The sequence below is a fragment of the Xanthomonas cassavae CFBP 4642 genome (genome assembly GCF_000454545.1).
In the GTDB taxonomy this organism is placed as follows: Bacteria; Pseudomonadota; Gammaproteobacteria; order Xanthomonadales; family Xanthomonadaceae; genus Xanthomonas; species Xanthomonas cassavae.
On the sequence record NZ_CM002139.1, the window covers coordinates 1,170,790 to 1,196,998 of the forward strand.

Genomic DNA, 26,209 nt, shown 5'->3' on the forward strand with positions numbered 1-26,209 from the left:
GCGCAGATCCTGCGACAGGCGGCTGATGGTCAGGGCTAATCAGGNTGCACGGCATTGATACTCATCACGCCACCTCGTTGGCTTCAGGTGACAGCAGCATCCACCCAGCGCGGCGCAGATCCTGCGACAGGCGGCTGATGGTCAGGGCTAATCAGGTCGCTCCTTGACTGGAATTATGGAGTCAACGTCTCTTCGGTGTCTGCGTAGACCAGTACGACCTTTTCGCCCCCGTACGGTACGGTGACCTTCGGTGTCCAAGGCTCAGCGGGTGGCAAGGCAGCCTTCGCCATGGCATCACACTTCTCTTTGATGCCACATCTGCGGATGGCGATACGCAATACGCCGCCCTCATTTACGAAGTCAATACCGGGAGAATAAAACAGGCTTTCTGCAGGCATGTGGTACGTGATTTGAAGTGAATCGCCTGATTTTTCGATCTTGACCGGCTGAACATCATTCTTCTTGTAATCAGAGCGCATGTTTCCTCCTGCACAAGCAGCCAAGGTTGATAGTGCGAGTAGCCCCGTAGCAAACATCAGTCTACTTTTCATATCCACGTTCATGCCCAGCATGGGATCTGACGAGGTACGTTAGCACCTGCTACCTCGGCAAGCTAGAAGTCAGGATATTAAAACTCGCTCGCAGCCACGCTTGGGTGTTAACAATAAGCCAGTAGATATGCAATGTCTCCATGGCAGTTTGGGCCCATTACTACGCCACGGCTCGAGCTGCAGCGCTTGACGGTCATCTACTTGTTGGGGGTGCTGTCTTGACGATTAGCCTCAGCCAACAATTGCTCGTAAGACTGCACGCGTGTACGTAGGCGAATGAGGTGCCATGACATCGCAAAGGCAAACAGTAGCGTGAAGGCCAGCACGCCCTGGATTAAGGTGATCTTGCTCAGTACCGCCCAGCCGCCCAAACGCCAGTCTTTCAACTGCAAATATAGGGCAAGCAGGACAGGCATGAAGCCAAGCTTCTCCATGCCACCGGTGAACAGGCCCAGGCGGTCGTGCATGTTGGTGCGACGATCACGCATGAATGCCTCGCGTCGACGCCGTTGTTCCAGCGGAAACCTACGAAGCGCCGCGACGATCGATTGATACTGATGGAACTCCCGCTCCATCAGCTCTGCGTGATCCGCATAGGGGCGACGGAACCCCGGCCATTCGCGCTTGACGGTTAGCGCTGCCGAAATCAGGAACCCTGTCAGCTCAGTCACAAGTCCGAAGACAGCTAAATAACTGCCAGCTTTGCCGTCCAACAGAGCACCGGACAAGATTCCGATGCCGGCACCGATCAGGCCAATCGTCAAGCTCCAGCGCTCGATTGGGCCGGCGCGGCTCTGCTCGGTCACCTGTGCGTAATGGGCCATTGCTGAAGAGAGCGATGGAAAGCTCGTGTCTGTGTGCTTGATCGCTTTTCCATCAATGTCGGCGCTCTGTTCCGTCGCTACTTCATCCATTGAACTCATCTAGCCTCCCTCGGCAACTGCACGTCCAACACACCTCTGTGACGGTCAGTATTCCTTAGCTGCCGACACCGCGCCAGCGCGCTACTGAAGCGCGTCAAATTTCTTCCTTGGTTGCTCTTGACACACTACGCGCTGCACTCGCAATCTAGACCCAAGGAGCGTCGAAACTCCTCACACAGCGGTACCCACCTCCGTCAAACCGGTGGGTTTTTTGTGCCTGCATCCTGCAGGTACAAGCCGACGCAATGCCTGCGTCGGGAGGGCGGCTAATACAACACCCGCAAGGGGAATACGCCCGCCGGCTGTGTGCGGTTTCGAACCTCCCGACATCCCGTCGCCGTTGGCGTCGGTTCTTGGGTTGTTCCAGGAGGGCGTTGCCATGTCTACCGCACCATCCATGCCGGCATCTGTGCCGGTTGATCTGTCGCTAGCTTCCGCGCACCGCCTGCGTTGGGATGTGGGCGATGTGCTGCGCCGGCTCGTCGCACGCGCAGCTGTTGAGCAGGCGAGCGCCCATCCCGCGCATCCGCTGAGTCGCCAGCTCGGTGTGCTGCCGCACACCTTGCACCGACGGTTCGCACGCAGTGGCGTGGCGTTGCAGCAGTGCGTCGCCGCATCCATCACCCGCCACCACCCGGAGGCGCCATGACACGCCGCCGCCCACCCACGGCATCTGCCAGCGTACGGCCCACCCGCACGCGTACGCGCCCCACGCCGCCCAAGCGGGTGCAGTGGGTTGTTGTGGAACCCGACCGCACCAAGCTGCCACCGATGCTGCCGCCCGACCCGGACGCCTCCCCGCAAGGCCCCGGCACGCTACGCGCACCCCGCCGCGCACGACGCCCGCGCCAATGCACCGTCAGCTACACCCATTACCCCGGCGCCCACGACCATGCCGGCGACCAGCACGTGCCCCACGTCCGCCTCAGCGGCCTATGGCTGGAACAACTGGGCTTTGCCATCGGCACCAAGCTGCGCATCACCGCCAGCGAAGGGCAGCTGCTGATGGAGGTGTTGCGGCCGGTGGAGGTGCCGGCCGCATCCCGCAGAGCGCGACGGTAGCTGGAACGAAGTCGCAGTGGCGGTATCGTGGTTCAACAGGCCAACCGTCCCGACCAAGGATGCTCCATGACGACGACGCGAAGGAAAACGAAGGCTCGGACCTTACATAACCAGGGGGACGTCGCCACCAGCATGTGTGCGCGAGGCTGATCTCCTTGCTCCAGATAGAAGAACACGAAGGCGAGCAGCAGACTGTCGGGGTTGGCAAAGAACACCGTAGGCGGAATCACGCCGGTATCGTCGCCTTCTTCCAGTAAGTGCAGCCACGTGTCGGAGGAGCGCTCGAACCAGGGGCCAGCCAGCTGATCGGTGATGAAGCCGAAATAGCGTGCATCCAGCGCCGGAAGGGCGGCCGCGAGCCTGTCCAGGCTGGCGCTCAGCGCAGTGTCGCTGCTGGCCGGATCCAGGGCCCAGCCTCCATACGCGCCTACGTCCTTGCCGTGCAGAATGTCATCGCCCAGAAATGCCGTGGCGGCATCCACGACATGCAGATCATGCAGTTGCGTGGTCGCCGCACGTTGCTGCCACGCCAGCAGGCGCGCGTGTTGCAGCCCTGCCTGGAGCATCAGCTCGCCCCGCGAAACGTCGTAGCTGGTCCACAGGCACTGACGGCTGCCGTGACGGTCGGGCATCCAATGCCAGGACTGGTCCGCTTCGATGGGCACCGGCAGCCAGCCGGCGGCCTGCAGGGGTGTGCCCAGGTGGTGTTCGATCAGCTGTGGAAGCAGCTCGCGCACGCGCCGCTGCTGACGCTGCGGCTTGTCGCGTGCGCTGCGTAATGCGGCGGGCGTGCGCTTGGGCTGCAGGAAGAAACACAGGCCACTCTCGCGCTCGATCTCGCCACGGGTGTGGTTGTCGCCCAGGCGCGGCAACGCCAGATCTTCCGGCGCGCCACGGCAACGCGTCAGTCCACGGCGTGCGGCCAGCGCATGAATGGCCAGTAACGTCTCCGAGGCGAGCAGGTCGTCGCGCGTGGGCGCGATGCCATCATCGGTGTCGAAGGTGTCGAAGGTGTCGAAGGTGTCGAAGGTGTCGAAGGTGTCGAAGGTGTCGTCCAGCCAGCCATTCACCAGCAGGCCGTAAGTGTCCGTGAACAGCTCGGTGTCATCGGCCTGGTCGACGAGCTGCAGCGCATCGCCAAACACGGTGGACAGCGATAGGGTGTGGCCGGTGTCAGGCTGCCAGTGGAGCGCGCGTGAGCCCTCTTCCCATGCCAGGTAGACCGGACCGTCGGATTGCTCGTGCCAACCGGGGGGGGGCGGCAGCCTGCGCATGCGCGCGCAGGGAAGCATCCTCGATGTCCTCGATGGCAATCCGCACCAGCACGCCATGGCGCAGCAGCACCGCGTGCACGCGCAACCAGGTCAGGCCGGTGTCGTAGCGACGCCTGCAGCCGAAGCAGGCTGCGCATGAGGGCTGTCTTGTGCGTGCCGCTCACGGTGCTGCGATCGACCAGATGGATGCAGCGCTCGATGCATTCCTCGATGGCGTGTTGTGACATCTGTGCGTCCTCTGCGTCTGTGGTCAACGTCCAGGCGTCATCATGCCGGGTGTGTAGGCAGCCGCGTGAGCGCGAGTCACCGGGCGGGATGCGTGCCGCTTGGCGCGGGCAGCACCTTCGTTCGTGCGCTGCTGCGCACTTTACCCATCAGGCCATCGTGTGCGATCGAGAACGGGCACCTCGCGCCGCTATCGCAAGCTTAGTGACATCGCTGGATGGCGAGAATGGAGAATGCGTTGAACACATTGAGTCGATTGCCTGGACAACTTCTGCAGCTGTCGCGCATCCAGGGGGATTGAACAAGCACGGCTGCCACAACGATCGCAAAAACGGTGGCTACCACTGTCACCGCTCCGCCACTGGCGAAGGCGAACCGACGCCCGCAGCCGAGCCGTTAGATCGGTCTTCGTCGATTCCATCGGCCGGGGCGGTCTCCCGCAATTGCGCACAAGCGCGCGCAGCTGGCGCTGCACCGGTGCGGCGTGGCGATCCAGGATATGGCCCACACCTGGATCGCGATCATGATGGCGTGGGATGCGAGCCGGCGCGTCGACGTTGATGCACGACGCCATCCTGTCAGCTCACTGGCACGCACTGCTCGTACGTGTTGCCAGCATGCGCCACGCATCCATGCTGGATGTGTGGCGCAGTGCCAGTGTTCACCAATCCGTCGGCGCATAGTCCTTCAGGAACTGGCCCCATACGTGCTGCCCGGTATTGAAGCCGTGGATGATCGGGTCGACGATGCGCGCGGCGCCATCGACGATGTCCAGCGGTGGGTGGAAGCGTTCCTGCTGCACCTTGAGTGCGGCGATGTCGGCCGGATCTTCGTCGGTCACCCAGCCGGTGTCGACGCTGTTCATGTGGATGCCGTCGTTCTGGTAATCGGCCGCCGAGGTGCGCGTCATCATGTTCAACGCGGCCTTGGCCATGTTGGTATGCGGGTGACGGGTGGTCTTGAAGTTGCGGTAGAACTGCCCTTCCATCGCCGAGACGTTGACGATGTGCTTGTCGCGTTCGGGCGTGCGCAGCATCAGTGGCTTCAAGCGCGCATTGATGATGAACGGGGCGATGGCGTTGACCAGCTGCGTCTCCAGCAATTCCACCGAAGGCACTTCGGCCATCAGCAGGCGCCAGGAATTGCGCCCGCGCAGATCCACCTGCTGCAGGTCCTGGTCGAGCCGCCCGTCGGGGAACAGATGTTCCTGGCCCACCAGCTCATCGTCCAGCAAGGCAATCTGCGACAGCTCGGCGGCGCGGGTGAGGCCATCGGCATCGGCGAGGCCGCGCCCGTGCACGGCCGGCAGCGCGGTGGCCGATGCGTCGCGCAACAGCTCGGGCGTGCGCAGGCCTTCGTAATGGCCAATCAGTTGTTGCACGGTCTTCGGCAACTCATGCAGTGCGGCGGTTTCATTGGCCATCATGTGCGCATAGAACTGCGGCGGACGGCGCACGGTCTGGCAGGCATTGTTGATGATGAAATCCAGCCGCTGCCTTGTGGCCAGCAACTGGCTGCAGAACGCCTCCACGCTGGGCGTGTGGCGCAGGTCCAGCCCGAACACCTGCAGGCGGTGTCCCCACTGCGCAAAGTCGGGCTCTTCTGCATAACGCGCGGCCGAATCGCGCGGGAAGCGCGTGGTGACGATCAATTCCGCACCGGCACGTAACAGCTTCAGGCCGGCCTGGTAGCCGATCTTGACCCGCCCGCCGGTCAGTAGCGCCACGCGTCCACGCAGGTCGGCGGTTTCGGTGCGCTTGAAGAAATTGAGCTCGGCGCAGGTCGGGCACATCTGGTCGTAGAAATGATGCAGCTGGGTGAACTTCTGCTTGCACACGTAGCAGTGCCGCAGCTCCGGCGAATGCGTCGGCTCCGGCGCGGCGCTGGCATGTTCGCCGTTGTGGGCGTCGTGCAGGCCGGCGGCATGCGGCGGGAAATAATTGGGCGTGCTGAACACCGGTTTGCGCCGCAGGGCACGGATGCCGCGTTGTTCGAGCAGGGCCTCGGCCTTGCGCACCTTCTCCTGATGCCGCTCGCGTTCGCGCTGCTTGAGCAACTGGCGGCGCGCCTTGGGCTCGGGATGGTAGACCCGTGCCACCACCTGGTGCAGGCGCACGCGGTCGGCCTCGGGCAGGGTGTCGAGCACGCTGCGGTCGGCTTCGATGGCCTCCAGCAGGTCCAGCGCGGCGCGCAGGCGGTCGGTCAGCGGCAGGTCGTCGGCGGGCAAGGGCGGGGCGTTGGTGTTCAAGGCAGATCCGGGAAAAAGCGGTACGGGCCGTGGCGGCGGCGGGCGGCCGCGAAAGCGCGAAGGCAACAGGTGAGGACGGCAGTGCTGCCGGCTGGCGGCCAGCGATCGGGCAGCCGCGACGACATTTTCGCCGATTCTGGGGTGGCGGCGCCAATCTGCGGGCCGGACAGCACCCCAGGCAACCCGAGAAGCGACAGGCTGCGTGCCGGACCGTTGGCCAGGATCCGACGACCTAGGTCTGCAAGAAGGCGCAGGCCTGCCATATGGTGCCGTCCGGCACATTGGTAATTGCCAGATAGCATGCGTATGGGGGATGGGCCGCGCGCAGCCTGTCCCGACGCGTGGAAGGCCTGGCGGCGACTGCGACCGCATCTGTGTCGAACCGCGTGGCGACTCACATGCTCTCCAGACCTGCTGGGCTACCGTGGGCACCTGTCGATGTGCGGGAGGAGGCACCATGGGCCTGCTGGTCGAAGGCAAGTGGCAAGACCGTTGGTATGACACCGACAAGAGCGATGGGCGCTTCGAGCGCTCGCAATCGCAGTTTCGTCACTGGGTGACGCGCGACGGCGCCGCTGGCCCGCACGGAGAGGGCGGATTCCCTGCGGCGGCAGGGCGCTACCACCTGTATGTCTCGCTGGCCTGCCCGTGGGCGCATCGCACCCTGATCTTTCGCCGCCTGAAAGGGCTGGAGGCGTTGATCGATGTGTCGGTGGTGAACTGGTTGATGGGCGAGCACGGCTGGACGTTCGAGCCGGGCCCGGGTGTGGTGCAAGATCCGGTCAATCACGCGCGCCGTCTGTACGAGGTGTACCTCAAGGCCGATCCGCAGTATTCCGGGCGGGTGACGGTTCCAGTGCTCTGGGACCGCGAGCGCAAGACGGTGGTGAGCAACGAGTCCGCCGATATCATCCGCATGTTCAACAGCGCGTTCGACGCCGTGGGCGCGCGCGCAGGCGACTATTATCCGGAGCGGTTGCGCACGCAGATCGATGCGGTCAATGCGCGCGTCTACGACACCGTCAACAATGGCGTCTACAAGGCGGGATTTGCCACCACCCAACAGGCCTACGAAGACGCGGTGACGCCGCTGTTCGCGTCGCTGGACTGGCTCGAGGCACGCCTGAGCCAGCAACGCTATCTGTGCGGCGACGCCTTGACCGAGGCCGATTGGCGGCTGTTTACCACGCTGGTGCGATTCGACGCGGTGTATGTGGGGCACTTCAAGTGCAATCTGCGCCGCATCGCCGATTACCTGCAGCTATCGGGATTGCTGCGCGAGCTCTACCAGATGCCGGGGATTGCGGAGACCGTCAATTTCCAGCACATCAAGGGGCATTACTACCAGAGCCACGCCACGATCAACCCCACCGGTATCGTGCCAATGGGTCCGGTGCTCGATCTCAGCGCGCCGCATGGGCGTGGCGATCTGCAGAAAGGCTGATCCATGGCACGGCGGCGCGGCAAGTGCTCGTCAACTACGGTCCAAACGATGCGGCTGCCCAGCTGCATCTGGCCGGACGCGTGGCAGATTGCCTAAGCTGTCGGGCTCAGACAGACGAGAATACGCCATGCTGAATCATGTGATGGTGGGTACCAACGATATCGCCCGCTCCAGGCAGTTCTACGACGCGGTGCTTGGCGGCGTCTTCGGTGCGCGTGCACCGATTGTCGACACTGCACGGTCCGGGCATCTGCGCCTGTTCTACCGGCACGCAGGCAGCACGTTCTGCGTCAGCCAACCGATCGACGATGCCCCCGCTACGAGCGGCAACGGCACCACGGTGGGCTTCAGCTGCGCATCGCCGCAGCAGGTACAGGCATTCCATGATGCGGCAGTGGCCGCGGGCGGCACGTCCATCGAAGATCCGCCGGGGCTGCGCGACAGCAGCATGGGGCCGACATGGCTGGCCTATGTGCGCGATCCGGATGGCAACAAGTTGTGCGCCATCCATCGCGAGGCTTGAAACGCCTGCCCGGCAGTGACTGCGCGATGCAGCACGTGGCCAGAGGCTGCGCCGCGTGTCTGTCGCCCGGCCACAACCACGTGCGCCAGCGAAGCGATCACTCCTCGGCGGCGCTGCGCACGATCAACGCTGCCGCGCCCACTGAAATGGCGTCTTCCACTGCGCCGGTGCTGGTCTGGCCATAGCGTTCAATGGCGCGCATGCGCAGGTTGAAGGTGAGGTAGGCGGCACCGACCGCAGCGGTGGCGCCCAGCACGGCAGCAAGACCGCGCTGGTGTCGGGGGGCGAGGGCGGCGCCGGCAATCATGCCGGTGGCAACACGCGCGATCATGCCCGGCAACACGATACGGTCGGGCGCGGTCTTCATCTTGTCGCCGGCGATTTCGCCGCTGGCCAATGCGAGCATGCCGGCCGATGCCAGCGGATTGGCGAGCAGGCGGGGGGCGCCATTGTCGCGTGGGAGCTTGCCGCTGCGCGCGGCGTTGGTCACCGCAGCAAGCGGGGTCATCGAGCGCATGCCGGCGACCGCGCCCATCAGAATGGAATGAATCAAAGCCATAAGCACCTCTGCACCTACCGCGAGACCGCAGGCGGGATGCGCTGCGTGCCGGCACGATGATCGATGCCGCAGCCTAGGAGGTGGCATGTGTGGGCCTTGGCAAGATGTGGTGGAAGCCGTGTGCCGAGACCGCAGAGCCTGGCGCTGATGACGCGCCACCAGGGTGCCTGGCAGCGCGTCGCATGGCGGAAGCACTACGCTGCAATTGTCGGGACGGCCATGCCTTACGGTTGCGGCGACAACGACAAGGTAGCTACGAACCAGCTATGCACCGAAGCCTGGGACGATCCCCCCCGATTCCCGATTAACGCACTGCGAGCCTGCCAGAGCGCCATGCCTTCCAGGCGACCGCCAGGCCCACTGCAAGGCAGACCAATGCTGCAGGCAGCGACGCCTCGGGGCCGAACACACCGCCGGTCAGTACGTCGGCCATGGCCGTGTTCGGCGTGCTGCGGGCGATGGCCTGGTCCGGCGCGATGCCCGAGACGGCGGCACCGAACAGATAGCCCTGGGTGAAGTTCCAGGCGATATGCGCCCCGATCGACACCCACACGCGGCCGGTGAGCGCGTAGAACGCACCGAGCATGACGCCGGCTTCCAGGGCAATGCAGATCGCGGCAACGACGGTGGCATTCGGGTTGCCCAGATGGCTGAGCCCGAACACCGCAGAGGACACCGCAACGGCGGTCCAGGGGCCGAATGCGCGCCATAGCAGGCGCAGGATCGCTGCGCGCATCATCAGTTCCTCCACGACGCCGGCCTGCAATGCCTTGCGCAGCGGCGTCCATGCCGATGCCGGGCCGATTGGCTGGATATCGTAAAGACCGAACAGCGCCATGATGCCCATGACGGCGGAAAACATCGCCGCACCGGCCAGCAGGCCGATCCCCAGCTGCGGCAGCATCGGGCGCATTGCGATCTCCGAGGGCTTGCGCTGTTCGGCCAGGCGAACGGCCAGCGCATAGATGCCCAGCGCCAGCAGTGCGCCGACCACGCTGACAACGAATTGCACAGGCTCGTTGCTTTTCGGCCAGAGGCTGCCGAAAAACCGGCTAAACACGCCGGTAGGGATGGCGACCAAAAAGAACAACACTAGGGCCCAGGCGGAGGCGCGCAGCCAGCGCAGGCGGCCGGGACGCAGGATGCCGTGCTCGCCCAGCACAATGGACTGGGGCGCATGCGTGGCAGGCGCGGCGATGCGGGGTGCTGATTGCGTCATTGCATGCATGTGCGATTCCTTGTGGAGACAGCGGTCATGGCGCGGAGGTGCGGGGGGCTACAGCAGTGGCTGCGGTGATGCGGGTTGCGAACGAGCGCCGGTGCAACGCGTCGATCGCTTCGACAAGGACGGTCGACAGCGGCACCGACAGTTCGGCATCGAGTTGTGCCGCCGCCGCATTGGTTGCCGTCCATTGCTGCTCCAGGGCGGGAACCAGGCGCCGGGTCCTGGCGGTGAGGACGACGATGCGTTCGCGCGCATCGGCACCGGGTTTGAGTACGACCAGGCGTTGTTTGACCATCTGCGCGACGGTCTGGCTGGCGGCGGAGTGGGTGATGCCGATCTGCTGCGCCAGCATCTTGATCGACGCAGGGCCCAGCCGCATCAGCACGCGCAACACCGGCGTGTAACGCGGCCGCCAGGGAAGCCCCGAGGCCGCGTAGACCGCTTCGAGATCGCCGTCCAACAGCTCGATCAAGTGCCGGACCAGGGTGCCCAATGTGGGAGTAGGTGTGCTCATGGCGCAAATATATAAGCGCTGTTGTATTTGCGCCATGGGTCAGAAGTCGGGGGCATTTGGCGACCGGTCCGGGGCAATTACTCGGTGACCCATGGCAGCGACGACCACCGCCTGCGCAGCTGCGACTGGAACGGCCGTGCCGGCCGCCCGATGTTGGCCGGTTCGAGTGGGTAGTAGGTTCGTGGCAGCAGACGACCAGTTCCCGGCGCACTGCTTGCTGCGAAGCTGGAACGATGATGGCAGGCGCGGCAGGGCCGCAAATACCGGCCACTGCTGCACGTTGCATCGGTCCATCGCGGCTGGCTGTGGTGTCCTGAGCTTGTTCAACGTTGCGCGAAGGACGCTTGATGCCGTCAAGGGCGGTGCGGAGCGATCACCTGCCGCGCTTTGATCGCCGGCTCAACGGCCCTCGCGGTGCGCAGGCGCGATCCCCAGCACTGGGTGCCGAGCAGGCCGCCATACGAATGGCCCAGGAACAGGCGGCGTTGCGCGTCTGTCCGGTAGCGCCGCGCGATGAAGGGCAGCGCTTGATCGCGTAGGTAGGCGATATAAGCCGCACTCCTGCCCTGCGTTGCCACCGGAGCCGCATTGGCGCCCTCTTCCGGGGTGGGGGTGTAGTCGCGACGCCGGCTCGGCATCGGCTCGTCGCCGACGGCATAGGACAGGCCGACCAGGATGAAGTCTTCGATGGCCGGGCCTTCGCCGTTCAAGCGGCGCGCGATCTGCTTCACCAACGGGAAGGCGTAGTCGGCGTCGGTGACATACACCACCGGATAGCGGCGTTGCGGGTGGTTGGCGTAACCGCGTGGCAGGGCAACGAACACTTGATACCCGCGGCCGGAGACCGGGTCGGGCACGTCCCACACCTCGGTGTCCTGCATTTCATAGGGCATGCCATTGCCGCGTTGGGCGCCGGATGTCGCCGTGGGCGTGTCGGCGGCCGGCGCCTTCGCCGTCGGCTGCATGGACATGCTGGGCTGCGGTGCATCGGGTGCGCGGTGGCAGCCGGCGCACAGCACCGCCATGCCCGCGACGATGCAGAATCGCCACCACCAGTATCTGCCTGCACTCATACGGTCATGCCCGGTGCCGACGTGGTCATCCAACTGCATTGCCCGCGTCCACTGTGCCGGATTGCGTGGGCCGCCACCCGCCCAGCCCCAAGGCACTGGCCTGCCGCACTCACAGAAGGCCCTTGGCCTTGGCGTCCTTGAGCCATTGCGGGAACTCCTCCATCAGCAGGTCGTAGAGCCTTTCCTCGGGCACCTGATCCAGGCGATCGAGGGCAAAGAAATTACAGTTGTCGACGACACGCCCGCCCACATCGTCCAGTTTCTCCAGGATGCCGTATCCGCGGCGGCCCAATCCGACAAACTGCCAGAAGATCGGCAGGTTTGCCGCCCCGATCATCAGCCTGGTGATCTCGCGGTCCTGATGCACGCCACCGTCGCTGATAAAAAGAATGTAGACCGGTGTCCGGTCGCCGCTCTTCTTGTAGTAGTCGACGACCATGCGCATGGCCTTGGGTTCGTCGTTGATCCGCATGCCCACCGGCCACTTCTTCCAGCCACCGGCATCGCGTTCGACAAAGCCCGAGACGTTTTGCAAAGACACCGCAGACAACTGCGTCGGCGAGGCTCCGAATGCCCAGCAATCCAGCGCGCCATCGTCGTCGAAGTGCACGGCAAGCGGAATCAGCCGATTGATCACTTCCTTGACATGACCGCGGCTGTACTGCGAATTCATCGATCCGGAAGCATCCAGCGCCAGCCCGACACGTGCCTTGACGTGCAGCAGCCGCACCTTCTCCAGGCTGACCTGGGCCTTCTTGGCGAGGTTCACCAACTGCGGCGCGGCACTGGCCAGACGCTTTTCCAGCGAGACCTTCGTATCGGGCACGGCAGCAGGTGGCGGTGGCGGCGGCGATGGGGCGTCGGTGACTTCACCGCCGAAGTGGACCACCAGGGCATCCAGGCCGGCGTTGAGGCCTTGCAGGTTGGCGACGATGCGCCGCTCGCCCTTGCTGCGGTAGATGTGGCCACCATGATGGCCTTTTCGGCAGCGAAGCACACATAGTCGATGGTGGGCTGCGTGCGGATCTTGATGGACAGCGTGCACTCACGCTCCTGGATCAGGCTGGACAGCGGGACGCGTTGGCCCTGTGACAGTTGCATCTCAATTCCTGTGAGGACGATCGGTGCGTGAGCGTACAAGGCTGCCGGTCGCACAGCCACAGACGCAGTGCGCCTGCATACATGAGTGCAGGCGCACCGGCGCGTGGGCTCCTGTCGGGCGCTGCAGTGGGCGATCAGGTTCCCGGAAATACGTCGAGACGTTCCAGCGCCGGCGCGCGCGCCATATCGTTCGGATTGGTGCCGGGCACATCCTGCGGAACCGCCATGCCGCGGCTGCGATAGAACTCGGTCCAGTACGGCGAGATGGCGCCTGTCTGCAGGTTCTTGAAGTTCATCGGCTGCAGGGCAAAGACCTGGTGAGCGCGAAACGCGCGTTCGATGAAGTCCGAGCAATAGTAGCTGTTCTCGTTCGGGACATAGGTATCGTTGTAGGGCTTGCCCAACATGCTGCGCGCCTGGACGATGGCATCGGCAATGGCAGGGCGATGCGCGGGCGTGAGCCGGTACACCACGATCTGCCGGTGCTTGGCAATGGCTTGCTCGACGAACTCACGCAATGGCTGTTGCCGCGAGCCCTTCTCGTCGGCATGCAGCACCACCTGCGTACGCCCGGTGTGGGCGAGCAATGCAACATGGTCGAAGCTGGGAGCGCCCTGCCTGGCGGTCGCATCATCGATGGCGCCGCTCAGCCCGGTGCGGGCCGCAGTGACGAACAGCAGGTCGCCATCCTGGACACGCAAGGCACGTGCCGATGCCGGCAGGAGTGCAACGAAGGCGATGAGCAGCAAGGCAAGACGCACGGCACGAACCTGAGGAAGCAGCAAGACCTGCATTATCGCCGGGATCGGCGTCGGCCGCGCCGCTGCGCAGGTGCGGCCGCTGCGGAAATGTGGGTGAGGCGTCCATCGAAAGGTTGTTGAGCGGCGTGCGGTAGGTTCTGGTGAGAGTGGCAGCAGCGCTAGACTGCGCAGGCCAGCGGGCGTCGCCGCCGCCATCGCGTCGCGGCAATTCTTTTCCGTCTGGAGGTGTGCATGCGTGTGTCGTTCTCTGCGTTATCGCCGATGGGCAGGCTGTTTGCGGCCGCTGCGCTCATCGAGGGCATCACCTGGGCCGGGCTGTTGCTTGGCATGTTTCTCAAGTACGGCACGCAGACCACGGAGGCCGTGGTGTGGTTGTTCGGTCGCGCGCACGGGGCGGCGTTTGTGTTCTACGTGGCGGTCAGCGTGCTCGCCGCGTTGCGGCTGCGCTGGCCGTGGTGGGCGTGGGCAGTGAGTCTGCTGGCGGCGCTGCCGCCACTGGTGACGGTGCCGCTGGAGCTGTGGTTCCGACGGATCGGCTTGCTGGGCCAGCAGCGCGCTACCACGCGCTGACCGACGGCATTGACCGACGGCGTACCGCACAGCGTGCAGCTGCGGTGCTGTCCCTCGCAGATAAAGGCCATTCCGCAGGCAGCGTCTGGCCTGCGCAAGTATGCAGAGTGCACGTGGTGGCGGTGCATGGAGCTTGAGGCGTTAACCGCAGTGTGCAGACGCCCGCATGCTTTCGCGATGCTGTGTTGCAAGGTTTGCGGTCTGCGGGTAAGGCATCGCGGCCAGAACCGCTCCTACGGCCCCGGAGAGTTCTGCAGGTTGTAGGAACGATGTGCGCGCACAGTGGAGATAGGTCGTGCCCATGACAGCGGCTGTGCGACGGAGCAGGCCAGCTGCATCGCCGCATTGTCTGTACCCCCGGTTCAACGACGCGATAGCGGCACCGTCGATGGTCGACGGTGCCGCTTCCAGCGCCGCCTACTTCTCCGGCATCGGCTTCATCTGGTACTGCGCCGGCGGGGTGGCGCCGAGCACGTGCTGCACGAAGTAATCCCAACGGCGGCGGGCGACATAGGGCGTCAGATCGCCGTAGCCATGCTTGGCGTTGGGCAGCATCAGCATGTCGAAGTCCTTGTTGGCCTTGATCAGCGCATCGGCCACCAGCAGGGTGAGGTAGGGCGGCACGTTGTCGTCGAGCGTGCCGTGTACCAGCATCAACCGGCCCTTGAGCTTGCTGGCGTGGTTGGCGTTGGCCTGATCGTCGTAGTTGGACGTGCCGTCGGTGTTGACGATGTGCTCGCCGTGATACTTCTCGGCCCAGTCGTCCTCGTAGCCGCGGTTGTCGTGGTTGCCGCTTTCCGACCAGGCCACCTTGAACAGATCGGGGTAACGCAGCATCGCGGCGGTGGAGGCGTTACCGCCGCCCGAATGGCCCCAGATGCCGACGCGGCTGGTGTCGAACCATGGGTAGCGCTGGCCGAGTTCCTTCACCGCCGCCACCTGGTCGGGCAAGGTGTTGTCGCCCATGTTGGCGTATCAGGTGTCGTGGAAGGTCTTGGAGCGCCACGGCGTGCCCATGCCGTCGATGGCGATCACGATGAAGCCCAGTTCGGCCAGCGACTGGTTGTCGCCATGGCCGGCGAAGAAGCTGCGCCCGCGGACCGAGCCGGTCTGCGGGCCGGGATAGACGTAATCGATGACCGGGTACTTGCGCGCCGGGTCGAAGTTGCTGGGCTTGAACATCAGGCCATACAGCGTGGTCTTGCCATCGCGTGCCTTGACCGTGATCGGCTCCGGCGGCACCCAGCCGGCCGCCTTGAGGCGGCTGATGTCGGCAGTGGCAATGGTGCTGACCGTGCGTCCGTCGCCGGCATCGCGCAGCAGCGTGACCGGTGGCGTGATCGAGGTGGAATAGGTATCGACAAAGCGGGCGCCATCGGGCGCCAGCGCGATGCTGTGATCGGCGACTTCTGGCGTGAGCAGCACCGGCTCACCACCGTCCAGGTTCACCTTCCACAGCTGCTGGTAATACGGGTCCACGCCCGGGCTGCGGCCGACGCCGACGAACCAGGCAGTGCGCGTCACCGGGTCCACGCGCAGCAGTTCGGTGACGTTGCCCTCGCCGGTGGTGATCGCGCGCTTGGGCTTGCCGGTGGCCAGGTCGTAGAGATACAGCTGGCCCCAATCGCTGCGCTCGGAGAACCACACCGCCTCGTTGCTGCCGGGCAGATACGCCCAGTTCGCGGCGACCTGGCCGCTTTCGTAATAGGTCTTGGCGGTTTCGTCGAAGGCGGTGCGCACTTCGCCGGTGGCGACATCGGCAATGCGCAACCAGGCCTGCTTGTGGAAACGCGAGGTGGAGACGAAGGCCAGTGTCTTGCCGTCCGGCGCCCACTTCACATCGTCCCACAGGCCCGGCGAGCAGCTGACGTCATCGCACAGGGTGGAGCGGTGCTGGTCGGGCGGCAGTTTGAGCCGCAACACGCTGCGCGTGGGCACATCGACGATGACGCGCTCGATCATGGTCACATCCTTGTCGCCGGCCAGCGGGTATTTCCACGACTGCAGTTCCGGGTGCCCGAGCTTGGTGCTGACCAGGTACATGTCGCCGGTCTTGCGCTGGTCCTGCTGGAAGGTGGCGATCTTGCGCGAATCCGGCGACCACGCAACGATGGCGTTGTCGGTGGCGTAGCCGAAGTTTTCCACGCCATCGTGGGTGAGCTGGGCTTCCTGGCCGCTGGCCACATCGCGGACCCACAGGTTCCAGTTGCGGATGAACGCTTCGCGGCGCGTGTCCGGCGACAGCACGCCCGGTTCGGGTTGGTCTTTTGCGTAGAGTTTGCTGCAGCGTGCCCGCGTGTCGCAGACCACTGCGGTGTCGCGCACGCTGAGGCGATAGCGGCCATCGGCAGTGCGTTTGACCACCGGCGCGAAGGTGTCGGCCTTGAGCGGTTTGTCGCCGGTCTTCAACAGTGTGTTGAGCGAGGCGACCAGCGCCGCCTGCTTGAAGATCGGCGCGCTCCTGCCAGTGGCAGTATCCAGCTGCAGCAGGTGATTGCCCTTGGCATCGTGATCGACATAGACCACATGGGTGGCATCCAGCCAGTCGATGCGGGTGACGGCATGATCCACCAGCGGTTGCGCAAGATAGCCGACCAGGCGTTCTGCACGCGCATAGTCGGCCTCGCCGACGCTGGGTGCCTGCGCACTGGCGATACACGGCAGGGCGGCCAGGGCGATGGCGGCAAGCAGGCGGCGCATCGGCAATGGGGTGGGCATGTAGCACTCTCCGGGAGGAAGGACGCGCGCAAACCGCAGTCGGCGCAACCGCCCGATGCTAGCGGCCGTGCGGCATCGGGCGCCTCTGCCAGAAGTCGTGCCCACGGCTGCAGCCGGCGTCGGCCGCGCCGGCTGCCTGTCAGGCAGGAGCGTGCGCCTATTTGCCCATGCACCGCTTCCAGCGCTCGTTCACCCGCTGCGCAAACCAGGCGGTGGTGAGCGTGCGGGTGATCTTGGGGCTGTCCAGGGTGATGCCCGGCAGGACCGCGCGCGGCAATGGCCTGCCGGCAGTGCCGTCGGCCAGCGCAAAGACCTGGCGATACAGCGCGCTGTCTTCGAATTCGAGCGTGGTACCCGCCTCCAGGGCGGTCCGGATCTGGCGGTCGCTCATTGCCAACTGGCTGCCCAGCGCGCGCGCGGCGCGTTCGGTACCGCCGGGGGTGTCCAGGCTGGCACCGGGGGTGAGCAGGTCGCCGTCCAGCGCGAGCGCAATGCCGCTGGCCTTGCTCAGCGCGGCTTGAAACGCGGCATTGCGGCTGGCATACCAACCGGCGTTGAAATCGGCGAAGCGGTACAGCAGCGCATCGTAGGTGGTCGGGTAGCCCAGCAGATGGGTGGTGCCGAACCACAGCCCGCCGCGGCGGGTGAACACCTCGTGGCGGATCGAGCCGTCGAGTGGATACGGATAGCGTGCAGCATGCTGTTCGGCAAAGGCGATGCTCACCTGCATCGGGCCAGCGGTATGCACCGGGTTGAGCCCGTCGAACAGGCGCGCGCCCAGCGGCACGCTGCCGGTGAAGTCCTCGAAGATGCGGCTCAGTTCCTGCTCGGTGCGCGCGGCGGCGATGCGGGTGGCGTAGCTGCGGCCGTCCGGCGAGGTGATCCGCAGCGCCGCATCCACCATGAAGCCGGGGAGATGGTGCGCGCTGGCGCGGCGATCGATTTCCGCACGCGAGATCTTGCCCAGGTTGGGCACCACCGGGTTGGCCTGGTCGGTCGATTCCTGCTCGGTCACCGCCAGCACCGCGCAGATCTGTTCGGCGCTGGTGTCCAGCGCCTGCGACGACAGCGCCACATACACATCGTTGGCCCAGCCGGCGCGGTCTGGCAGCGTGGCCGGCAGGCGGCGGGCGATATCGGCCTTGACCACGTCCGGCGGGCGTTGCGGCGTACGCGGGGCCTGGGTTGCGCAGGCCGACACCAGCACCGCGGCAAGCAAGGGCAGTACACGGAACAGGGAAAAGGTCACGGCATCTCCAGCAGGGTCGGGGGCGGCAACTGCCGCGGGCAGTTTACGTGCGCAGGCCGTGGCGTCTTCATGCCACTAGGTGAGGGCGGCGCGGCGATTCAAGTCTTCTGCGCGCGGGCCGATAACGGGCTCGACCCTCATGGGCGATCACGTCGCCGGCCAGCTGCGCCGGTCATGATGGCAGCCGCATTACCTCAAGCGCGCAGGCCTTGCTGTCTCGCTTACTGGATTTCACCGCTGTGCAACCACGGGAGTGCCTGAGATGCCGCAGCAACCAGCCAGTGTCCAGGTCCACTGCATCGCCATGGGCAGCGCGCGCCCGCGCGGTGGTCCCTGTTCGCCATGAGCGATCGTTGAGCATGCCTGCCACCGTCTGGCGACGTGTGCTCATCGCCTGCCTGTTGCTGGTGATCAGCGCCATCGCATGCGCGCAGCCGCAGCCGTGGAAAAGCATTGAATCGGCCACGCTCGACGACCCGATCGGCGCGTTGCAGATCGCCCAGCGCGCCCTGCAGCGGGCCAGGGCCGAGCACGACAGCGACGCGCAGTTCTGGGCGTTGCTGGCGCAGGCGCGGGTGCTGATTTCGCTGGAAGACAGCCAGGCGCGCCAGGCCGCGCTGATCCAGGCGCGCGGCCTGCTCGATCAGTTGCACGGCAGCGCCGCGCAGGCGCGGCTCTGGCTGGACATCGTGCAGTCGCTCAGCGATGTACGCGACAACCCCAATCGCAGCATGGTGGCGCGCCTGAACGGCCTGCGGCAGCAGGCACGCACGCTGGGGCGCAGCGATCTGCTGTGCGAGATCGAAGCGATCGACATGTGGAGCATGCTGGCCTCCGGCAGCAGCGACGAAGCCTGGAATGCGGCGCAAACCAGTTACCAGTGCGCCGCGCGCGAAGGACTGCTGGGCCTGGAGGTGGATGGCCTGACCCAGATCGGCTCACTGGCCAGCCGTGTCGCCGGCAAGGTCGCCGACGACAACGACGCGCAGGATTACCTGCAGCGCGCCCTGGCCCGCCTGCACGACCAGCCGGCGCGCTTCCAGCGCAGCCTGATCGAATACGAATACGGCAGCGCGTTGGCGCTGCAGCAACCGGCGGCCGCCTTGCTGCATTTCCGGCGCGCGTTGGCGTTGAGCCGCGAGCTGAGCGATCAGGCCGGCGTGGCGGCGGCGCTGACCAATGCCAGCGAGGCCTTGATCAAGACCGGCGACGCCGAGGCAGCCTTGACGATGGCGCGCGAAGCGCTGCCGTTGATGCAGAAGCAGGGCAATGTCGGCCGCGTGGCGGCTTGCCATACCGTGCTGTTGCAGGCGCTCACCGCGCTGGAATCGCCCGAGCTGGGCAGTGCGATCACCGCGGCCAAGGTCGCTGACGACCCGAATCTTGCCTTGACCGGGCGCGTGGAGCTGGTCGATGCCATCGCCCAGGCGCTGGCCGCCGAAGGCCGGCATGCCGAGGCGTACCAGGAGTTGCAACGCTCCAACGCATTGCGCGCGCAGAACCTGGGCCGCCAGCGCGACACCGTGATGCTGCGGCTGCAGGCGCGCTATGAAGATGCGCGCCGCGACGCCGAAACCGCCGAGTTGCGCCGCCGCAGCGAAACTGCACGGCTGGCGCTGCAGGCACGCGAAGCCGGCCAGCGCGCGCTCTGGATCGCGTTATGCGCGGCCTGCCTGCTGCTGCTCGGTGCATTGGTGGTGCTGGCATTCGGCGCGCGCCATCGCCGCCAGCTGTCGCGGCTGGCCATGCGCGACGAACTCACTGGCCTGCCGAATCGCCGTGCCATTCGCGCCGAGGCGCAGCAGCAGACGGACCATGCCTTGCGCACGCAAACGCCCTGCATGCTGGCCTTGATCGACCTGGATCACTTCAAGCTGATCAACGACGTGCACGGCCACGCCGCAGGCGATGCGGTGCTCACCGCCCTGGCCAGCGCATCGAAGCTGGCGCTGCGCGCGCAGGACCGCCTGGGCCGCCTGGGTGGCGAAGAATTCCTGCTGGTGTTGCCGGGCTGCAGCCCGGACGAACTGCCGGCGGTGTTCGCGCGCCTGCGCAACGCCGTGGCCGCCATCGCCATCCCCGGCCTGCCTGCCGAGCAACCGGTGCGGTTCTGCATGGGCGCGGTCAGCGTCACACCGGGGAGCGGGCTGGATGTGCTGCTTGGCCAGGCCGATCTGGCGCTATATGCCGCCAAGACCGCCGGGCGCGATCAATGGGCGGTGTGCTGAGCCTGCGGCGTACCGAGGTGTTGCCACAATGGCGTGGTGCTGCGGCACAATCGTGCAGCAACGACGACAGGTCGTTGCCGTGAAACAGCCGAACGGCCCAGGATCGCATGCGCACCGATAGCCGCCTCTCCCGCATGTTGCACGCGACCAGGAGCACGCGAGGCAGGCGTTGAGGGCGGGCAAACGCCAACACGCCACCACGCACATAACACGCGCGCGACGCTGCGCAAGGCGTGGCCGGCTCAGCCAGTTGCAGCATCCGGCATGCGGTGAGTGGTGAGCCGAACTGCCACGATGGGCGGAGTTGCTGGATGCAGCCAGGCCGGCCTCCTTGGGCGCTGCTCGGCGATCTGGCGATTAAAAGCCGGTGTCGCATCACTGCGCGCAAGGCAAGTCCCGTTGCAGCGCCTAGCGTGCGCGCTGCCTGCGTGCTGCCGGTAGCGTTTCGCGCCTGGGCCAGGTGCCGTAGCTGTAGACGAACTGCTTCTGGTCGGCACCGGCACTGGGATCGCAATGCCAGGAGCTGGCCACGACGCCCGGCTCCAGCACGCCGCCGACTTCGCGCACCGCCTGCGATTCGAACGTGCAGATCGGGCCATAGCGCGCGCTGTCCCAATCCGGGCGCGAGGTCGGCCGCGCATGCTGCACCAGCACGATGTCGCTACCCTGGAAGTGATGCACCTGCGCACTGTGCTTCCGGTTGATGCTGAAATAACACGGCGCATGCACGCCCAACGGCAGCACCGCATCGCCGCGCACCAGGGTGCACATGCCAGCCTGCTCGCCCAGGCGAATCTCACGCCCGGCCAGCTGTGCCGTGGTCACCGGATAGCGTGTGGTCACTTCGGACATGGGCGGCGCGGGCGCCGTCTGGGCGCAGGCCGGGACGCACAGTGCCAACAGCAGCGTGGCCGGCGGAAAAGCAGTGAGATGAGCGCGCATGCAACGTCCGTGTCGAGGGCGGAGCAGTATCGCAGATCCGTTCCGACGCCACGCGGCCACGTAGCGCGCACCGCGCGTTACCGGCGCCCGGGCAAGGTGGCCAGCACCCCATCGAGCGCGAGCTGGGTGCTGAAGCCGGCCTTGGCAAGCCGCTTGCTCACCTCGTTGGGCACATCGCGCCCGCTGGTGAGCCTGTTCGGCGTACCGGTGTAGTGGAACAGCCGCCCGCCACGGCGCAGCACACGCGCCAGATGATCGTAGAAGGTCTGCGAATACAGCTCGCCGGCGATGCCGAAGCGCGGCGGATCATGCAGGACGGCGTCTACCGAGGCGTCGGCAAGCATGGCGATCTGTTGCGAGACATCGGCATGGAGCAACTGCAGGCGTCCGCCGGCCGCTGCCGCATCCGGATCCGGCGACCACGGGTTGAGCGTGCGCAACCACAGCACATCGGCGTTCTTCTCGAACGAACGCAGCTGCGCCACGCCATCTTCCAGGCAACATGCCGCGAAGTAGCCCAAGCCGCCGCAGGTATCGAGCACGATCTTGCCGCGCGGGTTCACCAGCGCCACCTTGCGGCGCGCATCCTCGAACGGCGACACCTGTGCCGACGGCAGCATCTTGATGCCATCGATCTCGAAGGTGGGCGCGCCCCATTCGGTGGGCACCAACTTGATCAACGCACCGCCGAATCGCGAGATCGGCGCAAAGTCGTCGTTGTCCCAGAAGTACAGCGTGCGGTCCTTGAGCTTGCCCGGATACGGATAGCCGCGGCCGCGCCACTGCCAGGTCTGCGCATCCAGCTGTGCAGTGTCGGTGCTGCGGCCCAGATCCAGCGAGCCGGTCCACGTGGCAAGACCGCTGCAGCGCGCTGCCAGCAGCGCCTGGGCATCGGGGAGAGTGAGTAACGGTCCGGAGTAATGGGTCACGGCTTGCACGTCTGGAGGCGGACGCGCATGCGCACGCCGTTGTGTGAAAGGGACTGGCATCGTAACCGACCCCTTGCGCGACGGCATCCGTCGTCGATGCGGCTATCAGCAGAGCGTGGTGCTGGTGAACGCACCAGGGCACTGCTGGCGTCAGCTTCGATGTCGGGCGTTTGCCTGGCATGCGCCGAGGGGCTGCCGGGTGATTTGGTGGATGTTGCGATCAGGGCAAGCCGTGCACAGGCAGGCATGCCGCAGGATGTTTGTGCTGAATCCTGCGGCCAGCACGGCACGATCTCGCCTGCCGGCGGCAGACCTGCAGGCGCCGGAGCGGGGTGCGGCGGATGGAGCCACACGCTCGAGCCCGGGCACTGATGGCCTGTCGATGCCGCCGCTGCGGTTCCGCTGACATCCGTCCCGTCGCATACTTCGGGCCGCCCACATCCACGCCTGGTCTGGATCGGCATCAACCGTGGAGTGTCGGCAATGCTGAAAGGTGTGTTGTTGGGGTTTGCCTGCTATGCGGCCTATTCGATCAGCGATGCATTCGTGAAGCTGCTGGAAGGTAGCTTGCCTGTGTACGAGGTGCTGTTTCTGGGCGCCTTGCTGATGCTGCTGGCGGTGCCGTTCCTGAAAAAGCCCGACGACCAGCTGCGCGAACTGGTCATGGCCAGGCAGCCAGCCCTGTGGCTGTTGCGCGCGCTCACCGGTGCCATTGGCAATCTCACCTCGGTGATCGCTTTCACCACCTTGCCGATGGCCGAAGCGTTTGCGCTGATCTTCTTGATGCCGATCTTCGTCACCGTGCTGTCGGTGGTCTTCCTCAAGGAAGAAGTGCGCTGGCGGCGCTGGACGGCGGTGATCGTGGGCTTTATCGGCGTGCTGATCGTGCTGCGGCCAGGATTTCGGCATCTCACCCACGGCCATGTGGCAGCAATCGTCTGCGGCCTGGTCGGTGCCATCTCGGTGATCGCCCTGCGCATGGCCGGGCATAGCGAAAAGCGCCTGACGCTGTACGGCGCCGGCGTCATTGGCCCGCTGGTAATGGGCGCCATCCTGATGCTGCCGAGCTTCGTCTGGCCCTCGCTGTACCAATGGGGCCTGCTGGCCGGCTACGGCCTGCTCGCCGGCCTGGCTGCCATCTGCATGATGTACGCCACGCGCCTGGCGCCGGTCAGCGTGGTGGCGCCCACCCAGTACAGCCAGATGCTGTGGGCGATCGGCTTCGGCTACCTGCTGTTCCACGACCATCTGGACTGGCCGATGGGCGTGGGCATTGCACTGATCCTGGGCGCAGGCCTGTTCACACTGATTCGCGAGGAGCAGGTCTCGCGCTGGTGGCGGCGGACCAAGATCGTTTGAGGCGGCGCGGGAATGGGGAATCGGGAATCGGGAATGGCAAAAGCGGTGGAGCCAGTGGTGCTGCGGCTATGCTCTTACTATTCCCTATTCCCTATTCCCTATTCCCTATTCCCGTCTACAATCCGCGCATATTCGCCGCTGGCCTTGCTCAGGTGCAGCCACTGGTCGACATAGGCTTTCCATGCAGCGTCGTCGCGCGGGAGCAGGAAGGCCTTTTCGCTGTAGTCCAGCGGGTGATCGGGAGCCACGGCGCATAATCCGGGAAGCCTGGCCTGCTGGTAGAGCGCTTCGGAGGCGTCGGTGATCATGACATCGGCACGCCGCTCCACCAGCTCCTGAAAGATGGTGGTGTTGTCGGCGAACAGGCGTAGTTGCGCGCGCGGTAGCTCGCGCCGTGCAAAGGCTTCGTTGGTGCCACCAGGCGGTTCGATCACGCGTACCTCCGGGCGGTTGAGCTGGGCGACACTGCGGTAGCGGGCCTGGTCGGCGCAGCGCACCAGCGGGATCTTGCCGTCCACGTCCAGCACCGCACTGAAGCTGGCCTGGCGTTGCCGCTGCAAGGTCACCGAAATGCCGCCCACGGCGATCTCGCAGCGGTCGGCAAGCAGGTCGGGCAACAGCTGCGGCCAGCTGGTGCGCACGAAGCTGATCCGTGCATCCAGGCCGTTGGCCAGCGATTGCGCCAGCGCGATATCGCTGCCTTCGAAGGTGCCGTCGGCGCGCAGCAGCGAATACGGACGATAGTCGCCGGTGGTGCACACGCGTAACACACCGGAGGCGAGCACCGCATCCAGGCGTGAGGTTGGCGGAGCCGCGTGCGCGATGCCGCAGGTCAGCAGTGTTCCGATCAAGATGCGAGCGCGCATGGCATGGCTCCGAGAGGAGTGCACATGATAGCGATGCCGGTGGATGCGACAGCTTTGCAGATCGGCGCGGATGCAGTGGCGCAAGTCGAGGGCCATCGCCTTCGTGCATCCTGGGGGGGCGGTGGCAACGTTGGCGCACCAGCATCTGGTCGCGACTTGGGCCACGTCGTTTGCAGCTGCTATTGCGCCATTGGGTGTCAGGAACGAAGACGCCAGGCTCTCGCACCGAGGGCGCTGCAATCCGGATGGCCTGTCAACACGAGGTTACGGCGCACGCTGGCCGGCTCACAGCCGGATAGCGCCAGCCGGCCTAGCGTGGTCCTACCCATCGCGCCCACGGAGTTACCATGCAGCTCACACCAGGCATTGCTCGCCAGATATCCACGCACGCCATGGCGATGCACGGCACACCAGATCCAGACACCAACGAAGACGAAGGCCCACTGGAAGAGCGACCGCCACAAAAGGGCGGCCTGCGCGAGGAGGTCGGCGAACTCGAGAGGGATGATGACAGCGCCCTGCCGGGGCGTGTTGGCGGAGGTCTTGCAGGCGGGTAGCTTGTTGCGTGCTATAAGTGGCTGATGCCACGTGCAACCGCCAGGAGCGAGACGCTGGTATCGACCACGCGCTTGCCACGACTATCGGTGATGCGGATGGACAAGGGCTGGTTGCCCCGCCGTTGGCCCAGGAAGTGGTTGTCGTCCATCTTCTGCAGGCTCTTCCAGGCGCTACCCTGTTTCACTTCGAACGTCACCACCGGAGAGGCATGGTTGCGCACAGGTGTCATGCCCCACGCCCGGCGCAGCAGTTGCAGCTTGTCTGTCCGCGGGTTGCCATCCGGTGCAAGCAGCCCGCCGTTGTTGGCATTGTCCACGTCCCAGCTGCCCAGGAACGCGCTGCGCAGCCCGCTGTTGGCCAGATAGCCGCTCAATGCGGCCTGCCACTCCGGGTCGCGGGGGTCGCCATCGCCCAGGCCACCGCCGAGACTGACCTGCACCACCGCATGATCGGCCGCAAACGTGCCGAAATCGCGCCGCCAGGCGGCAGGCAGCGCCTGTGCAAAGTCCGGTGCTGCAAACGCCTCCGCCGCGTCGCGATCCGGACCGGCCAGTTTCGGCATCAAGACCAGCTGGCGCGTCGGGATGCGCAACGGCACGCATGCCAGCGGCTGCAGATCGCTGCCGGCGGCCTTGCGTGCAGTGGCGCTGCACACCGTATTGCTGCCGACACCTCCGACACCCACCACCCAGCGCGGCGCCACCGCAAGCACCGCCGCAGCGGCGCGCGGTCGTTCCGCGGATCTGCAGCGGCTGGCCCTGCGCGTCCATCAGTTGCCCGCGCGTGTCGACCTGCACGGCCAAGGCGGTGACGGGGCCAGCAGCGCAAGTGCGAGAACCAGATGGGAGCGTGGATGCATGTAAGTCTCCTGGGTGACGGCTGCGCAGGTAACCAGCGATTGCCTGCCGCGGTTCGTGCGCCGAGTCAAGGAAGCGAGCGGGAGTGTGTATGCGACGACAGGTATGGGGCCGCGCTGGAATGGGGATTGCTGTTTGTGCGAGATGCCACGCCGCTGTGATGCAATCAAGCACAGGGCGGTCCGATGTGCCGCTGTTCACCGCCCGCCGGGACATGCCGCATCGCGCACATCAGGCCTGGAAGTGCCTGGTGGTGCACACAATGTTGCGTGCTATCGGTTCGAGGTCATAGGGCGCCGGTCTTGATCGTCCGCTGATCGGCCGGGACCGGCGTCGCCTCCTCTGGCCGGCGCATGGCGGGCCAGCTTGCTGGACCCGCGTCCCAGCGCACCATGACGGGGCAGCGCGACTGGCCGAACTGCCCCGCGTCGCCCGTTTTTCATAACCCCT

At 65.6% G+C, this 26,209-nt stretch carries 22 protein-coding genes and 3 pseudogenes; 9 read left to right on the top strand and 16 right to left on the bottom strand.

Going from position 1 to position 26,209, the window contains the following annotated elements:
- Positions 1–173 precede the first annotated feature (173 nt).
- Both XCSCFBP4642_RS0105175 and XCSCFBP4642_RS0105180 read right to left on the bottom strand, forming a co-directional pair.
- A complete protein-coding gene (locus tag XCSCFBP4642_RS0105175) occupies positions 174–563 on the bottom strand; it encodes a hypothetical protein (protein ID WP_081390767.1) in 390 nt (129 codons plus the stop codon).
- Between the two features lie 185 nt (positions 564–748).
- Positions 749–1,474, bottom strand: a complete 726-nt coding sequence (locus XCSCFBP4642_RS0105180; RefSeq protein WP_053329523.1) for a hypothetical protein — start codon at positions 1,472–1,474, stop codon at positions 749–751.
- A 379-nt stretch (positions 1,475–1,853) separates the two neighbouring features.
- On the opposite strand from XCSCFBP4642_RS0105180, the gene XCSCFBP4642_RS29905 reads away from it, so the two are divergent.
- Complete coding sequence (locus XCSCFBP4642_RS29905) at positions 1,854–2,123, top strand: hypothetical protein (RefSeq protein ID WP_228325636.1); 270 nt, start codon at positions 1,854–1,856, stop codon at positions 2,121–2,123.
- Positions 2,120–2,536, top strand: coding sequence for a SymE family type I addiction module toxin (locus tag XCSCFBP4642_RS0105190; protein WP_029218859.1), 417 nt, complete (start codon positions 2,120–2,122; stop codon positions 2,534–2,536). The genes XCSCFBP4642_RS29905 and XCSCFBP4642_RS0105190 overlap by 4 nt, the downstream gene beginning before the upstream one ends.
- Positions 2,537–2,568: 32 nt before the next feature.
- On the opposite strand, the gene XCSCFBP4642_RS24160 is transcribed toward XCSCFBP4642_RS0105190, so the two are convergent.
- Positions 2,569–3,810, bottom strand: coding sequence for a hypothetical protein (locus XCSCFBP4642_RS24160; protein WP_228325637.1), 1,242 nt, complete (start codon positions 3,808–3,810; stop codon positions 2,569–2,571).
- Positions 3,811–4,125: 315 nt separating this feature from the next.
- On the opposite strand from XCSCFBP4642_RS24160, the gene XCSCFBP4642_RS30455 reads away from it, so the two are divergent.
- Entirely contained in the window at positions 4,126–4,596 is a 471-nt protein-coding gene (locus tag XCSCFBP4642_RS30455; protein WP_084624718.1) for an excalibur calcium-binding domain-containing protein, read from the top strand.
- A gap of 100 nt (positions 4,597–4,696) precedes the next feature.
- Here XCSCFBP4642_RS30455 and XCSCFBP4642_RS0105205 read toward each other — a convergent pair whose 3' ends face one another.
- Positions 4,697–6,283 (bottom strand): SDR family NAD(P)-dependent oxidoreductase, encoded by a 1,587-nt coding sequence (locus XCSCFBP4642_RS0105205; RefSeq protein WP_029218860.1) that lies wholly within the window; start codon positions 6,281–6,283, stop codon positions 4,697–4,699.
- Between the two features lie 457 nt (positions 6,284–6,740).
- Here XCSCFBP4642_RS0105205 and XCSCFBP4642_RS0105210 point away from each other — a divergent pair, with 457 nt between their 5' ends.
- Together XCSCFBP4642_RS0105210 and XCSCFBP4642_RS0105215 are read left to right on the top strand one after the other, a co-directional pair.
- Entirely contained in the window at positions 6,741–7,727 is a 987-nt protein-coding gene (locus XCSCFBP4642_RS0105210; RefSeq protein WP_029218861.1) for a glutathione S-transferase family protein, read from the top strand.
- 127 nt (positions 7,728–7,854) lie between these two features.
- Entirely contained in the window at positions 7,855–8,250 is a 396-nt protein-coding gene (locus XCSCFBP4642_RS0105215; protein ID WP_029218862.1) for a VOC family protein, read from the top strand.
- 97 nt (positions 8,251–8,347) lie between these two features.
- Here the strand turns inward: XCSCFBP4642_RS0105215 and XCSCFBP4642_RS0105220 are convergent, their stop codons facing one another.
- The 6 genes and pseudogenes from XCSCFBP4642_RS0105220 to XCSCFBP4642_RS0105245 all read right to left on the bottom strand — a co-directional run bounded on the left by XCSCFBP4642_RS0105220 (position 8,348) and on the right by XCSCFBP4642_RS0105245 (position 13,516).
- Positions 8,348–8,809, bottom strand: a complete 462-nt coding sequence (locus XCSCFBP4642_RS0105220) for a membrane protein (RefSeq protein ID WP_029218863.1) — start codon at positions 8,807–8,809, stop codon at positions 8,348–8,350.
- A gap of 304 nt (positions 8,810–9,113) precedes the next feature.
- On the bottom strand, positions 9,114–10,037 hold the full coding sequence (locus XCSCFBP4642_RS0105225; protein ID WP_053329524.1) for a CPBP family intramembrane glutamic endopeptidase: 924 nt from the start codon (positions 10,035–10,037) through the stop codon (positions 9,114–9,116).
- Between the two features lie 25 nt (positions 10,038–10,062).
- Complete coding sequence (locus XCSCFBP4642_RS0105230) at positions 10,063–10,548, bottom strand: MarR family winged helix-turn-helix transcriptional regulator (protein WP_029218865.1); 486 nt, start codon at positions 10,546–10,548, stop codon at positions 10,063–10,065.
- Between the two features lie 437 nt (positions 10,549–10,985).
- Positions 10,986–11,519, bottom strand: a pseudogene (locus XCSCFBP4642_RS0105235) (alpha/beta hydrolase); the annotation flags it as partial.
- Between the two features lie 211 nt (positions 11,520–11,730).
- A complete protein-coding gene (locus tag XCSCFBP4642_RS24165; protein ID WP_200859735.1) occupies positions 11,731–12,618 on the bottom strand; it encodes a vWA domain-containing protein in 888 nt (295 codons plus the stop codon).
- A gap of 238 nt (positions 12,619–12,856) precedes the next feature.
- Entirely contained in the window at positions 12,857–13,516 is a 660-nt protein-coding gene (locus tag XCSCFBP4642_RS0105245; RefSeq protein ID WP_033898030.1) for a YiiX/YebB-like N1pC/P60 family cysteine hydrolase, read from the bottom strand.
- A 198-nt stretch (positions 13,517–13,714) separates the two neighbouring features.
- Between XCSCFBP4642_RS0105245 and XCSCFBP4642_RS0105250 the strand changes: the two genes are divergently transcribed.
- Complete coding sequence (locus XCSCFBP4642_RS0105250; RefSeq protein WP_029218868.1) at positions 13,715–14,053, top strand: DUF3817 domain-containing protein; 339 nt, start codon at positions 13,715–13,717, stop codon at positions 14,051–14,053.
- Positions 14,054–14,470: 417 nt separating this feature from the next.
- Here the strand turns inward: XCSCFBP4642_RS0105250 and XCSCFBP4642_RS24170 are convergent.
- Both XCSCFBP4642_RS24170 and XCSCFBP4642_RS0105260 read right to left on the bottom strand, forming a co-directional pair.
- Positions 14,471–16,771: pseudogene (locus XCSCFBP4642_RS24170) on the bottom strand (S9 family peptidase).
- Between the two features lie 157 nt (positions 16,772–16,928).
- On the bottom strand, positions 16,929–18,020 hold the full coding sequence (locus tag XCSCFBP4642_RS0105260; protein WP_029218869.1) for a DUF1615 domain-containing protein: 1,092 nt from the start codon (positions 18,018–18,020) through the stop codon (positions 16,929–16,931).
- Positions 18,021–18,379: 359 nt separating this feature from the next.
- On the opposite strand from XCSCFBP4642_RS0105260, the gene XCSCFBP4642_RS0105265 reads away from it, so the two are divergent.
- Positions 18,380–20,248: a GGDEF domain-containing protein gene (locus tag XCSCFBP4642_RS0105265; protein ID WP_084624413.1), complete on the top strand. Its 1,869-nt coding sequence runs from the start codon at positions 18,380–18,382 to the stop codon at positions 20,246–20,248.
- Positions 20,249–20,656: 408 nt separating this feature from the next.
- Here XCSCFBP4642_RS0105265 and XCSCFBP4642_RS0105270 read toward each other — a convergent pair whose 3' ends face one another.
- Positions 20,657–21,190 (bottom strand): hypothetical protein, encoded by a 534-nt coding sequence (locus tag XCSCFBP4642_RS0105270; RefSeq protein ID WP_029218871.1) that lies wholly within the window; start codon positions 21,188–21,190, stop codon positions 20,657–20,659.
- 77 nt (positions 21,191–21,267) lie between these two features.
- On the bottom strand, positions 21,268–22,179 hold the full coding sequence (locus tag XCSCFBP4642_RS0105275; protein WP_029218872.1) for a class I SAM-dependent methyltransferase: 912 nt from the start codon (positions 22,177–22,179) through the stop codon (positions 21,268–21,270).
- 423 nt (positions 22,180–22,602) lie between these two features.
- On the opposite strand from XCSCFBP4642_RS0105275, the gene XCSCFBP4642_RS0105280 reads away from it, so the two are divergent.
- A complete protein-coding gene (locus XCSCFBP4642_RS0105280; RefSeq protein ID WP_029218873.1) occupies positions 22,603–23,478 on the top strand; it encodes a DMT family transporter in 876 nt (291 codons plus the stop codon).
- 98 nt (positions 23,479–23,576) lie between these two features.
- Here the strand turns inward: XCSCFBP4642_RS0105280 and XCSCFBP4642_RS0105285 are convergent, their stop codons facing one another.
- Entirely contained in the window at positions 23,577–24,344 is a 768-nt protein-coding gene (locus tag XCSCFBP4642_RS0105285) for a transporter substrate-binding domain-containing protein (RefSeq protein WP_029218874.1), read from the bottom strand.
- 347 nt (positions 24,345–24,691) lie between these two features.
- Here XCSCFBP4642_RS0105285 and XCSCFBP4642_RS26525 point away from each other — a divergent pair, with 347 nt between their 5' ends.
- Positions 24,692–24,901, top strand: a complete 210-nt coding sequence (locus XCSCFBP4642_RS26525; RefSeq protein WP_084624415.1) for a hypothetical protein — start codon at positions 24,692–24,694, stop codon at positions 24,899–24,901.
- Positions 24,902–24,912: 11 nt separating this feature from the next.
- Here XCSCFBP4642_RS26525 and XCSCFBP4642_RS0105290 read toward each other — a convergent pair.
- A pseudogene (locus tag XCSCFBP4642_RS0105290) lies at positions 24,913–25,671 on the bottom strand (hypothetical protein); the annotation flags it as partial.
- Between the last annotated feature and the right edge of the window lie 538 nt (positions 25,672–26,209).

What these genes read in the sequence shown, in the direction of transcription:
- XCSCFBP4642_RS0105230 (WP_029218865.1), bottom strand. Translation starts at nt 10,548, where the DNA reads ATGAGCACACCTACTCCCACATTGGGCACCCTGGTCCGGCACTTGATC.
- XCSCFBP4642_RS0105225 (WP_053329524.1), bottom strand. Translation starts at nt 10,037, where the DNA reads ATGCATGCAATGACGCAATCAGCACCCCGCATCGCCGCGCCTGCCACG.
- XCSCFBP4642_RS0105280 (WP_029218873.1), top strand. Translation starts at nt 22,603, where the DNA reads ATGCTGAAAGGTGTGTTGTTGGGGTTTGCCTGCTATGCGGCCTATTCG.
- XCSCFBP4642_RS0105275 (WP_029218872.1), bottom strand. Translation starts at nt 22,179, where the DNA reads ATGCCAGTCCCTTTCACACAACGGCGTGCGCATGCGCGTCCGCCTCCA.
- XCSCFBP4642_RS24160 (WP_228325637.1), bottom strand. Translation starts at nt 3,810, where the DNA reads ATGCGCAGGCTGCCGCCCCCCCCCGGTTGGCACGAGCAATCCGACGGT.
- XCSCFBP4642_RS0105210 (WP_029218861.1), top strand. Translation starts at nt 6,741, where the DNA reads ATGGGCCTGCTGGTCGAAGGCAAGTGGCAAGACCGTTGGTATGACACC.
- XCSCFBP4642_RS0105270 (WP_029218871.1), bottom strand. Translation starts at nt 21,190, where the DNA reads ATGCGCGCTCATCTCACTGCTTTTCCGCCGGCCACGCTGCTGTTGGCA.
- XCSCFBP4642_RS30455 (WP_084624718.1), top strand. Translation starts at nt 4,126, where the DNA reads ATGCGTGCCGCTTGGCGCGGGCAGCACCTTCGTTCGTGCGCTGCTGCG.
- XCSCFBP4642_RS26525 (WP_084624415.1), top strand. Translation starts at nt 24,692, where the DNA reads ATGCAGCTCACACCAGGCATTGCTCGCCAGATATCCACGCACGCCATG.
- XCSCFBP4642_RS0105265 (WP_084624413.1), top strand. Translation starts at nt 18,380, where the DNA reads ATGCCTGCCACCGTCTGGCGACGTGTGCTCATCGCCTGCCTGTTGCTG.
- XCSCFBP4642_RS0105180 (WP_053329523.1), bottom strand. Translation starts at nt 1,474, where the DNA reads ATGAGTTCAATGGATGAAGTAGCGACGGAACAGAGCGCCGACATTGAT.
- XCSCFBP4642_RS0105285 (WP_029218874.1), bottom strand. Translation starts at nt 24,344, where the DNA reads ATGCGCGCTCGCATCTTGATCGGAACACTGCTGACCTGCGGCATCGCG.
- XCSCFBP4642_RS0105250 (WP_029218868.1), top strand. Translation starts at nt 13,715, where the DNA reads ATGCGTGTGTCGTTCTCTGCGTTATCGCCGATGGGCAGGCTGTTTGCG.
- XCSCFBP4642_RS0105190 (WP_029218859.1), top strand. Translation starts at nt 2,120, where the DNA reads ATGACACGCCGCCGCCCACCCACGGCATCTGCCAGCGTACGGCCCACC.
- XCSCFBP4642_RS0105215 (WP_029218862.1), top strand. Translation starts at nt 7,855, where the DNA reads ATGCTGAATCATGTGATGGTGGGTACCAACGATATCGCCCGCTCCAGG.
- XCSCFBP4642_RS0105220 (WP_029218863.1), bottom strand. Translation starts at nt 8,809, where the DNA reads ATGGCTTTGATTCATTCCATTCTGATGGGCGCGGTCGCCGGCATGCGC.
- XCSCFBP4642_RS29905 (WP_228325636.1), top strand. Translation starts at nt 1,854, where the DNA reads ATGTCTACCGCACCATCCATGCCGGCATCTGTGCCGGTTGATCTGTCG.
- XCSCFBP4642_RS0105245 (WP_033898030.1), bottom strand. Translation starts at nt 13,516, where the DNA reads ATGCAGGTCTTGCTGCTTCCTCAGGTTCGTGCCGTGCGTCTTGCCTTG.
- XCSCFBP4642_RS0105175 (WP_081390767.1), bottom strand. Translation starts at nt 563, where the DNA reads ATGAACGTGGATATGAAAAGTAGACTGATGTTTGCTACGGGGCTACTC.